Here is an 11,285-nt window from a genome sequence, read left to right on the forward strand (position 1 = left end):
AACTTTGCGTGAAGCGGGTCACAATCGCAATGCGGATCACCGCCAAAGCAGCAGAATTTGCCCGATAATAGGGCGATGATCACCAGCCCGACACTCGTCCAGACCCTCAGCCAGCTGATCGGCACACCGTCCGTCAGCAGCACGCTGCGCGCGCTCGACACCAGCAACCATGCCGTCTGTGCCCTGCTCGCCAACTGGCTGGAGCCGCTGGGCTTTGCCTGCGAGTTGCTGCCCATTGACGGCAGTCCGGGCAAATACAACCTGATCGCGACGCGCGGACACGGCGACGGCGGACTGGTGCTGTCCGGCCACACCGACACCGTGCCGTACGACGACAGCGGCTGGGACAGCGACCCGTTCAAGTTACGCGACGCGCACGACCGCTGGCACGGCCTTGGCACCTGCGACATGAAAGGCTTTTTCGCTCTGTGTGTGCAGCTGGCGGCCGAACTCAAGGATGTTGACCTCAAGCAACCGCTGGTCATCCTCGCCACCGCCGATGAAGAATCCGGCATGGACGGGGCCAAGGCCCTGCTCAAGGCCGGTCGCCCGCTCGGTCGGCATGCCCTGGTCGGCGAACCCACGGGCCTGGTCCCGGTGCGCATGCACAAAGGCATCTTCATGGATGTGCTGCGCGTGCGCGGCCACGCCGGACATTCGTCCAACCCGGCTGCGGGTATCAATGCCGTCGAGGGGGTACACCAGGCGCTGGGCGCACTGCTCGGTCTGCGCGATGAACTCAAGACGCGTTTGCTGCGCGAGGAATTTCCCGTGCCGCACTCCACGCTCAACCCCGGTTGCGTTCACGGTGGCGACAGCCCCAATCGCATTCCGGCCGCCTGCGAATTGCAGTTTGACCTGCGCCCGGTGCCCGGCCTTAATCTCGAAGACCTGCGCCAGGAAGCGCGTGCGCGCATGGACGCAGCATTGGGCGAAGGCCCTTGGCAATGGGAGCACGACACCGTATTCGAAGGTGCCGAGCCGTTTGAGACGGCGGCAGATGCGGCCATCGTCAAGGCCGCAGAGCGCCTGACCGACTGCCCGGCACAGGCGGTCAATTTCTGCACCGAAGGTGGTTATCTCAACCAGATGGGCCTGCAGACCCTGGTGCTGGGCCCGGGCGATATCGCTCAGGCTCATCAGCCCAACGAGTACCTGAGCATGGATCAGGTCGCGCCGATGATGGACATCCTGCGCGGCCTGGTGAAGGATTTCTGTCATGAGCAGTGACAACCCGATGGCATTTCCGCAGGCGCTGCGCAGTGCCGCACCGTATATCAACGCCCATAGCGGGCGTATCTGCGTGGTCCACATCCCCGGCGATGTGGCCGCAACGGATGCGTTCAAGCCGCTGATCTATGATCTGGCCCTGGCTCACAGCCTGGGCCTCAAACTGATCCTGGTGCTTGGCGCACGCCCGCAGATCGAAATGCGGCTGGCCCGCGAGCAACACCACATGCCGATGGTGGCCGGCCATCGCGTGACCGACGCACTGACCCTGGACTGCGTACGCGAAGCGGTCGGCCAGCTGCGCAGCGAGTTCGAGGCCGCGCTGTCGACCGGGCTGGCCAGCACCCCGATGGGCGGTGCGCGGATTCACGTGGCCAGCGGCAATCTCGTCACCGCGCGGCCAGTCGGCATTCTGGAGGGTGTGGACCTGCAGTTCACCGGCGTACTGCGGCGCCTCGACACCGACACCATTGCCGATCATCTGGGCAACGGACGCATCGTGCTGCTCGGCCCGCTGGGCTATTCGCCCACAGGCGAAACCTTCAACCTGCGCAGCGACGATCTGGCGCTGGCCACGGCCAAGGCCATGCGTGCGGACAAGCTGGTGCTGTTCACCGACGCCGACATCGCGCGCGGCGAACTGAGCCTGAACAACGCGGCCAGCAATGAGGACCCGATCCAGACCCTGGCCCTGAACGCCGTGCGTGCCGACATTCCGCGCGTGCACATTCTCAACGCAGCCCAGGACGGCGCCCTGCTGCGCGAGCTTTACACCCGTGATGGCTGCGGCCTGATGGTCAGCGCCCAGGCCTTCGACAGCTTGCACCAGGCCACCATCGATGACATCGGCGGACTGATGCAGCTGATCGAGCCCCTGGAACGGGCCGGCGTCATTGTGCCGCGCTCACGCGAGCAGCTGGAGCTGGAGATCGAGCGCTTCACGGTGATGGCGCGCGACGACACCATCATCGGCTGTCGGGCCCTGTACCCCTATCCGCAAGAGGCTTGCGCGGAACTCGCCTGCATCATCGTGGCCCCGGATTACCAGCATGGTGGCCGCGCCAACGCCCTGCTCAATCACACCGAGCAGGCCGCCCGCGGCATGGGCCTGAAGCGCCTGTTCGTGCTCACCACCCAGACCGAGCACTGGTTTATCGAACACGGCTTCCGGCGCGGATCGCTGGACGAGCTGCCGCAGCAAAGACAGGCGTTTTACAACTACCAGCGCAATTCCAAGGTGCTGATCAAGGACCTGTAACGCGCATGGCTCATACACCGCGCCTGCACTGGCCCGAGGCCCTGACTACGGGCGAAGTGGTGCAACTCGACGATGAACGCGCGCATCATCTGTTGCGCGTACTCAAACGCCGCGAGGGCGATGCGGTGGTGCTGTTCCAGGCCCCCGACCGCGAGTTCGCCGCGCACATCCAGTCGGCCGACAAGCACCGTCTCAGCTTGCGCATCGACAGCGCAGACCAGCGTCTGAGCGAATCGAACCTGCACAGCGTGCTGGTGCAGGGCGTTTCACGCGGCGATCGCATGGACTATGCGATCCAGAAATCGGTTGAACTTGGCGTCCACAGCATCGTGCCGGTCATGACCGAACGCAGCGGCGTTCAGCTCGACGCCAAACGCCTGCACAAAAAACAGGCGCACTGGCAGGCGGTGGCCTTGTCGGCGGCGGAGCAATGCGGGCGCACCGTGGTACCAACGATCCAGCCCTGCATAAAACTGGTCGAGTTCCTGGCCGCTGGCGCACATCAAGGCGTGGTCCTTGATCCGGCTGGCGCAGCGCTCGACGGCCTGAACCCGCCGAACCTGGATCAGGCCTTCAAGTTGCTAATCGGGCCGGAGGGCGGACTGAGCGAGGATGAGGTGGCGCTGGCCGCGCGTGCCGGCCTGCAGCGCCTGCGCCTGGGACCGCGAATTCTGCGCACCGAAACCGCGGCGGTGGCGGCGCTGGCCGCGCTGCAACTGCAGTTTGGTGATCTGGGCCAATAAGCTCCTGCGCGCCAGCGCTGGCCGCAGCTGTCTTATTCGGCGCTGAGCAGGCGTTGGTCCAGAGCCAGCAGATCCTGATCCTGGAGGCTGCCAACAACCTCCTGCAAAGCCAGCACATTGAGCAGGAAGGCGTAGCGAGCGGCCGCCGCATTGCGCTGGGCCTGGAACACGTTCTTGCGCGCATCGACCAGCTCGGCCGAGGTCCGGATACCACTTTCCCAGCCACCGGCAATAGCCTCAAGGGCAGCCTGGCTTGAAGCCACGCTCTGCTCGGATGCGCGCAGACGCTGAATGCCGGTCACCACCCCATCGTAGGCATCACGTGTGGCTCGCACCACACTGCGACGCTGGGCCTGCAGGCGTGACTGCGCGGCATCCAGCCCGAGGCTGCTGGCGCGCACCTTGGCCGACGTACCACCACCGGAAAACAGCGGCACATGCAGACGCAGCAAGGCGCTGGAGGTCTCCGCCTCACGACCCAGCTGCAACTCGGCGGTGTCCTGCCAGCGGTGTTCAACTTCCAGTGCCAGGCTGGGCATGTGTTCGCCGCGCTGCGCCTGGTAGTCCTCACGCGCACGCTCAAGATCGAGCTCGGCCAGACGCAAACCCAGGTTGTTGGCCAGGGCCCGCTCTACCCACTGCTCGGGCTGGGCCGGCTGGGGTGGCAAAGTTTGCAGATCCTGTGCCAGCGGCTGCGGAAAACGTGGTGCCACACCACTCACTTCGAGCACCGCTTCCCGCGCCGAGCGCAGGCGTGCTGCGGCCGTCAATTCATCCGCCACGGCGCTGTCATAGGCAGCGATCAGCTGCTGCAAATCGGCTTCGGTGGCGTAGCCGGTCTCCACCCGCACCGCAGTTTCCTTGCGCTGCTCGGCGATGGCCTGCTTCTGCTCGGTGGCCAGGCGCAGATCATCCAGCGCGCCCAGCCAGCCAAAATAACGCCGGCTGAGGGTCAGCATGAGCTGCTGGCGCGCCTCGCGCAGGGTGAGCTCGGCCACCGCAGCCGTGGCATCAATCTGCCGCAGCCGGGCAAACACCGCCCAATCAAAAACCGGTTGGGTCAGACGCAGGCCCAGCTGCCAGATATCCGCATCCAGTTCCTGCGGTTCATAGCCGGGGAATCGCGTGCGCTGCGTGTCGTCGATGATGTGCGAGTAGTAACCGTCAAGGCTGAGTTGCGGCAGGATCGAAGCGCGCAGAAGGGGCACGCCCTGCAAAGCCGCATCGCGATCGCTCAGGGCCGCCTGGTAGCCTGGTTCGGTGCGCAACGCCTCGGCGTACAGATCGGCCAGCAAGCCCGCATCGGCCAGCCCGGGCAACAGCAGTGCCACAACCGCGGCGACACGTTTTGCACTCATTCGACTCTTTATTCAGCGCGCCTGATCGGCAAAAAACTTGAAAATCTCGGCTGTGGCGTCAAAGGCGCGGGTATTGGGGCCGAGTTCGTCGACCCAGTAGGACTTGCCACCAGGCCACTGGTGCCCGACCTTGTCCACCCCGCAATACGTGATCGGATGACCGTCACAACCGGTGCGTTGGCGACACTCTACCCCAGTTGCGGATTTGCTGACGGCCTTTTCCTGTTCGGCACAACCGTTGCGGCGAGCCAGGGCGCTGACCACCTCACGCATGGACGGACGATAAGTGTCGTCAAAGGTACCGCCATTCCAGAAGATGCGCGGGTCATCGCGCCCCTGGATCAACAAGGCTGAAACCGCCGAGCCATTTTTGCATTCGCTCATGATGCCGCCCGAGACCGGTGCAATGGCCTTGAGCAGGCCGGGCTTCTCGCAGGCCACGCGGTGACTGAGCATCGCGCCATTGGAGAAGCCGGTGGCGAACACCTTGCTCTTGTCCACACAATATTGGGCGCTGACCGCCTCGACCAGGGCCTCGATGAAATCCACGTCACGCACACCGAACTTGGCCGCGGCGCCGCAACAGGTTCCGGCATTCCACGACTTCAGGCGCCCATCCGGCAGCACCAGCAGCATGTTGTACTTGTCGGCCTGCTCCGCAGCTCGGGTCTGTTCGTTGAAAATCTGCCCGGTGCCAAAGCCACCATGCAAACCCAGCACCAGCGGCCGCCGGGTTTTCTCGTCCCAGTTCTTGGGCACATAAACCTTGTAGCTGCGATCCAGCATGCCGAAATCCATCTCGGCCTCATGCATACCCGGTTTGGCCTGACCATCACAGGCCTGGGCCTTGGCCGGCGGCGCATTCATGGCGCACGCCGCAAGCACTGCGGCCAGCGTCAGACTTGCAAGCTTGAACCTCACGATACGTTCCTCAGCAGCTCGGAGGGTGCGAAAGCGCGCCCCGTACGCTCCAGCCCCAGAAAGCCACCCAGCTCACGCATCACCACATTGGGGTGGCTGGCCGGGAAGAAGTGTCCGGCCTGCGGCACGATGCAAAAGCGCGCATCGTCGTGCAGACCGAGCATGGCCCGACCGCTGGGCAGACAGCGCGAAAACTCGCCGTACATCAGCAACAGCGGCACACGCAGCGCAGCCAGCTCCTCACTGCACGCCCCCTGCAGACAGAACTCGCGTCCGGCCCGGGTCTCATCCAGCAGGGTCACATACTGCTTGGCCGTGCGCAGGCCACCACGCCCGGCCCCGAAAGGCGTGTACTGATCACGCGTGCTGGACTCGTAACCGTCCAGACGCAGGCGGGCCATCACCTCAAGGTATTTCAGACCAACGTGCTTTTCGTGACTCCAATCGCGACCATCGGTGACCAGCACGTCCTGCTCGACAGCCGACAGGTAGTCAGAATCCGCCAGCCGCTGTTCCGGCTGCAGGCGATTGATCTTGGTGTCCAGCAAGGCCAGCGAGCGGACCCGCTGCGGCGCCAGCACGGCCAATTCCAGCCCGACACCACCGCCGTAGCTGTGCCCCACCACATCGGCCTGTTCGATCGACAACTGATCGAGCAACTCAAGCAGGTCGATGGCCATATCCTGGGCCCCGTAACCGCCCTCGGTGCGCTCGCTGTAGCCATGGCCGCGCAGGTCGTACAGGGTCACCCGATAGTGCGCCTTGAGTCGCTGCGCCAGATCGGCGAACCAGAACGCGCGGTTGGTGGCCAGCCCGTGGATCATGATCAGGTCCGGACCTTCACCGAACTGCTGATAAGCAATCCGGCATCCGTTGCATTGCGCGTATGACATCCTGTCTACCTCACTGTTATGGCGAAGAACGTGCTCAGAACCGCCGGCTCAGAGCACGCCTCCGGTACTGCGGATCGCCGCATCGGATGATGCCTGCGACATACTGAACACACTGGCCAGCGCCAGCGCACCGCCGGTATCGGCTTTGAGCCACTGCACGCTGTAATCGTTGCCCTGGTAATGGACCTGCGCCAGGGCCGGCCGACCATCACGCGGACTGAACACGGCCTGGGTCACCATGAAGGCCTGTGGCCGCCCCTTGAGCCCGTGCCCCAGAGCCTTGGCCACCGCTTCTTTGGCCGCCCACAGGGCCACCACACGTTGCCCACGTTCAGCGCCACTGGTGTTTTCCAGCAGGCGGCGTTCGCCGTCGGTCAGACCGCCACGTTCAACATCGGCGCTGTTGACTGCATCGGCGTGCTGCAGATCCACACCCAGTCCGAGCTGCGCATCGCCCGCAACCGCCACGGCGGTTGCACCGCTGTGGCTGATCGAGATCGACGGCGCCACACGCCCTTCCAGGGCGGCACACTGCACCCGCGGACGGCCATGAGCATCGTTATCGATGCGGATATCGGCATTGGCCAGGTCGATCTGGTACTCACGCTGTATCCACAGCCGTGCCGCTTCCTTGGCCGCAACCCGTCCCATCAACCATTCCTCACGCCGCGGCCCTTTGTCCGGCAGCTGATAGAAGGTGTTGCGCTCGACCTCATCAAGCAGCATGTGCGCCAGCACACGCATCCACACGCCCCAGGCTTCACCCATCAGGTTGTCGGCAAAGTAGTCCATCTTGCGCAGCACAAACCCGGCCGGCAGGTCGTCGGCGGGCAGCGCGGCGCTCAGATAATTGCTGAGGGGATCAAGACGGTAACGGTAGTAGCGCTGCGGCAGCTCGAACTTGCGATCGGTCCAGCCGCTGGCGCGGGCGATGACACCGCCCTGCGCATCGATCAGATCCCACTGCGCGGCGAAGGTCGGGGCGTCGTGTTCGACGATGTCGCCACGACACAGCACCCGCGCACCCTGTGCCGGCATGGCTGCGAACTGCTCGTAACGCTCGATCTGGAAGGGAAAACAGTTGAAACCGCCATCGTACTTCTCGGTCAGCCAGTAGCCGGCCAGCTGCCCGGCCGCGTCCAGCAGCGCCGGGTCGATGCGAAAACGCGGCTGGGCGTCATCGGCGAAATAGTCGGCGGTCGGCAGCACCTCAAGCTCGGCCTCGACCGAACGACTGCCCCAGCGTTTCAGCGCTTTCACGCCTTGCAGACGCGGGCCATGGAACATGCCGTGCTGGTACAGCTCCGCCGGTGGATTGCGGCGCGGCGCATGCGCGGCCTCGGACTGCCACTCCAGCGCTTGAGGCGCACTGGCAAACCCGGCCGCGTATTCCACTTCGGCTTCAAACACCGGCAAATCAGGCTTGCCCTGCTGCGCCATCAGCAGACGCACGGCATAGCGCTTGAGGCGGGCGTCGTCGTGCTGGCAAGTCGCCGTCAGTTTGAGCGAAAGACTGCCGTGATCCAGCGCCAGCCAGCGATGCCCGCGGACGTTGTTCAGGGCCTTGCACACCCAGCCTGCGGGCGCGAGCAACCCGGCGGCCTCAGCGGCCATTTCCATGCTGAAGGTAAACGGCACCACCGACAGCGGGCGCAAGGCCTGCAAGCGCGACGGCGCAGCGCCGATGCAATGGTCCTGCAGATACAGATCACGTGCCCCGGAAATATCCACCTGGGCCTGCAAGCTGGCGCTGTCCTGGTTCAGCACCCGGGTGATCAAAGGCGCAGCGGGCGCGCTGACTGCGGGTGCCGATGGCGCCAACGCAGCACCCTGCGGCGCACCGGCCAGCACGCGTTGCTGGCTGGCGAGAAACTCCTGCATCAGCGCGAAGTGCGACTGCAAAGCCTGCTGGCGCGGGTCACTCGGCGGCGCCGCCTGAGGTGCCGATACCGGCGCCGCTGTCGATGCTTGCGGCGGCGCATCCGCAGCCACCTTGGGAGCTGGCAGCGGCGGCACATCCTTGAACGAAATCAGCGGCATGGCCAGGCTCAGCGGGCGAGCACCCGGCTTGACCGGCTGCGGCGCCCGCGCATCCGCGCGATCGGCATAGAGGGCCGAAAGCTTGAGCGGCACGCCGGCTGCGAACAGCGCAGCCAGGGTCGCGTGCAGCGCCTTCATCGCACCCTGCCGACGCGAATTGCTGGCCAGCGCCAGAACATCGCGCTTGCCCTTGAGTATGTCGCCGACAAAAGCGGTGAGATTGGCGCTGGGCCCCACCTCAAGAAACACCCGGAAGCCATCGTCGTAGAGGCTTTGCACCGTTTCGCGGAAACGCACCGGGCGGGCCCACTGACTGCAGGCCAGATCACGGATAGCATCCGGCTCGTCGGGAAAGGCCTGCATCGAGGCGCAGCTGACCACCGGAATCTGTGGCGCGGCAATCGGCAGGTCCTGGTAGAACGTACGAAAGGCTTTCGACACCGGCTCAAAACCGGCCGTGTGATAGGCCCGTCCGAACGGCAGTTCGGCGCAAATCGCACCCGCTGCACTGAGCTTGCTGTGGGCCTTGGCAACCACCTCCGGCGCCCCGAACACCACTGCCTGATTGGGGCAGTTGTCCATCGCCACGACCAGCGCATCACCGAACTCGGCCAGCACCGCATCACGTGACTCTGCCGCCAGCCCGCCCACGGTGAGCAGACTGCCGGTCTTGATCGCCGATTCGGATTCCAGTTGGCGGTAGATCGCATTCAGGCCCTGGGCAATCCCGGCCAGAGTCTGCGGTGTCGAAGCGGCAATGGCGCCTGCGGCAACCAGTGCGGTGTTCTCGCCGGTGGAATGCCCGACCAAAACGTCAGGCTTGAGTTCGCAGGCGCGCATCAGCGCCCACAAGCCCTGACTGGAGGCAAACACCGATTCGGAGGCCAGATCCATGTCGAACAACTTGTGTTCGAGTTCGCGACGCGCGTCCTCGCTCAGGCTGTTGGGCGCGGGAAACACCGCCTCCGATGGCTGATATTCACGTGCGCTGACCGTGGTGTCGAGAAAATCGAACCACTCACGCACCTGCGGGAAGGCCACGGCCAGTTCCGACAACATGCCCGGATACTGGGCGCCTTCGCCCGGAAACAGCACGGCAACCTTGCCGGCCGGCTGGCCGTGGCCATAGTGGACACCGGAGCGGGTCTTGAAGGGCTTGTCCGAGGCCGCCAGTTTTTCCACTGCGGTGTCGAGTTTCTTGACCAGATCAGCCTTGTCGCTGCACACCAAAGCCAGCCGATGTTCGCCCTGCGCGGCGCTATGCTGCGCCGCCAGTTGCGCTGGCGTCAGGGTGTCCAAACTGGCTTTGGCGCGCGTCACCTGATCAAGCAACTCGGCGTGGCTGGGCGCTGCGAAACACAGCAGCTCGGTGCCACCGGCCAGTGCCGGCTGCGCCACATTGGCCGGGGCCTGGGCCTTCGGCATCGGCGCGGCAAAGCGCACCGCATCAGCCGGACGGTACTCCTCCAGCACCAGGTGCGCATTGACCCCGCCAAAACCGAATGAGTTGATACCAGCGCGGCGCGGCGCGGCACTGGTGTGAATCCACGGACGGGTCTCGGTATTGACGTAAAACGGGGTCTTCTCGATTTCCAGCGCCGGATTGACCTCATCACACAGCGTCGGTGGCAGCACCTTGTGATGCAGGGCCAGCGCTGTCTTGATGATCGAGGCACTGCCCGCAGCCGGTATGCAGTGTGAAATCATCGATTTGACCGAGCCGATTGCAATCGAAGGCGACAGGCGCGAGCGCCGGCCAAAAATCTCGGTCAGCGACTCGATTTCGGTCTTGTCACCCAGCGCAATGCCGGTGCCGTGTGCTTCGACCAGCCCCAGCGTGCTCGGATCGATCTGCGCATCGGCATAGGCGCGCTTGATCGCCAGCACCTCGCCTTCCTTGCGCGGCGCCAGCAGACCTTTGGCGCGGCCATCGCTGGACGCCCCGTAACCGCGGATCACGGCGTAAATTTTGTCGCCGTCGCGCTCGGCGTCGGCCAGTCGCTTGAGCACCACCAGCCCGGCGCCCTCGCCCAGCAAGGTCCCTCCGGCATTGGCGTCGAACGGACGCAGTGCGCCGCGTGACAGCGCACCCAGCTGACAGAAGATCATGTAGATCTGGGGCGGCGTGTGCGCCTGAATTCCGCCCGTCACCATCATGTCGGCGCGCCCTTCGGCGAGATCGCGCATGGCCACATCCGTGGCAATCAGGGTCGAGGCGCAGGCCGCATCGATGATGTAGTTCGGCCCCATCAGGTTGAGGCGATTGCAGATCAGTCCGCTGACCACGTTGGGCACCAGCCCCGGTGCCATCTCGGTGGTGAACGGCGGCGCGCTGTCTTTCAACTGGCTGCGCAACTGGGCCAGCTCCTGCGGCCCCAGATCGGGACGCAGCTGACGCAGCAGATCAAGGGTCTGGTCGATGACCAGGCCATGCTGCATCAAGGTGGTGTAACCCCGGTTCACATAGGTGCCACGGCCCAGCACCACGCCGGCTTTCTCGCGATCGAAATCACGCTCCATGTAACCGGCGTCGGCCAGCGCATCGCGGGCCAGACGCAGCGCCAGATACTGATCCGGCTCGCCGCCATCAATGGCGTTGGGCATGATGCCGAATTCGGCCGGATTGAAGGTGGCTAAATCCTTGAGAAAGCCGCCACGGTTGGTGTAGATGCGATCGTTGGCCTTGCTCGCCGGATCAAGATACGGCCCGGTCCACTCTTCATCGGCCTCGCTGATGGCATCGACTTTGTTGACGATGTTGTTCCAGAAGCTAGGCACATCGCGGGCGCCGGCGTAGACGCCGGACATCCCGATAATTGCAATATCCGCACTCATGAACTGA

Annotated in this window: 7 protein-coding genes; 3 read left to right on the forward strand and 4 right to left on the reverse strand. The window is 64.6% G+C overall.

Annotated elements, in window-relative coordinates:
• Nucleotides 1-75: 75 nt before the first annotated feature.
• Genes argE through ATO7_RS10690 form a run of 3 tightly spaced genes read left to right on the forward strand, consistent with a single transcriptional unit; the run spans nt 76 to nt 3,231 of the window.
• Nucleotides 76-1,230 (forward strand): acetylornithine deacetylase, encoded by a 1,155-nt coding sequence (gene argE / locus ATO7_RS10680; protein WP_083561710.1) that lies wholly within the window; start codon nt 76-78, stop codon nt 1,228-1,230.
• Nucleotides 1,220-2,488, forward strand: a complete 1,269-nt coding sequence (gene argA, locus ATO7_RS10685; RefSeq protein ID WP_083561711.1) for an amino-acid N-acetyltransferase — start codon at nt 1,220-1,222, stop codon at nt 2,486-2,488. Before argE ends, argA begins: the two co-directional genes overlap by 11 nt.
• A 5-nt stretch (nt 2,489-2,493) precedes the next feature.
• Complete coding sequence (locus ATO7_RS10690) at nt 2,494-3,231, forward strand: 16S rRNA (uracil(1498)-N(3))-methyltransferase (RefSeq protein ID WP_083561712.1); 738 nt, start codon at nt 2,494-2,496, stop codon at nt 3,229-3,231.
• A gap of 32 nt (nt 3,232-3,263) precedes the next feature.
• Here the strand turns inward: ATO7_RS10690 and ATO7_RS10695 are convergent, their stop codons facing one another.
• From ATO7_RS10695 to ATO7_RS10710, 4 genes are read right to left on the reverse strand one after another with little or no spacing between them, the layout of a single operon-like run.
• On the reverse strand, nt 3,264-4,589 hold the full coding sequence (locus tag ATO7_RS10695) for a TolC family outer membrane protein (RefSeq protein WP_083561713.1): 1,326 nt from the start codon (nt 4,587-4,589) through the stop codon (nt 3,264-3,266).
• A gap of 12 nt (nt 4,590-4,601) precedes the next feature.
• Nucleotides 4,602-5,510, reverse strand: a complete 909-nt coding sequence (locus ATO7_RS10700; protein WP_083561714.1) for an extracellular catalytic domain type 1 short-chain-length polyhydroxyalkanoate depolymerase — start codon at nt 5,508-5,510, stop codon at nt 4,602-4,604.
• On the reverse strand, nt 5,507-6,403 hold the full coding sequence (locus ATO7_RS10705) for an alpha/beta fold hydrolase (RefSeq protein ID WP_083561715.1): 897 nt from the start codon (nt 6,401-6,403) through the stop codon (nt 5,507-5,509). The genes ATO7_RS10700 and ATO7_RS10705 overlap by 4 nt, the downstream gene beginning before the upstream one ends.
• 48 nt (nt 6,404-6,451) lie before the next feature.
• Entirely contained in the window at nt 6,452-11,278 is a 4,827-nt protein-coding gene (locus tag ATO7_RS10710) for a type I polyketide synthase (protein ID WP_083561716.1), read from the reverse strand.
• Nucleotides 11,279-11,285: the final 7 nt, after the last annotated feature.

Source organism: Oceanococcus atlanticus (genome assembly GCF_002088235.1).
GTDB lineage: Bacteria > Pseudomonadota > Gammaproteobacteria > Nevskiales > Oceanococcaceae > Oceanococcus > Oceanococcus atlanticus.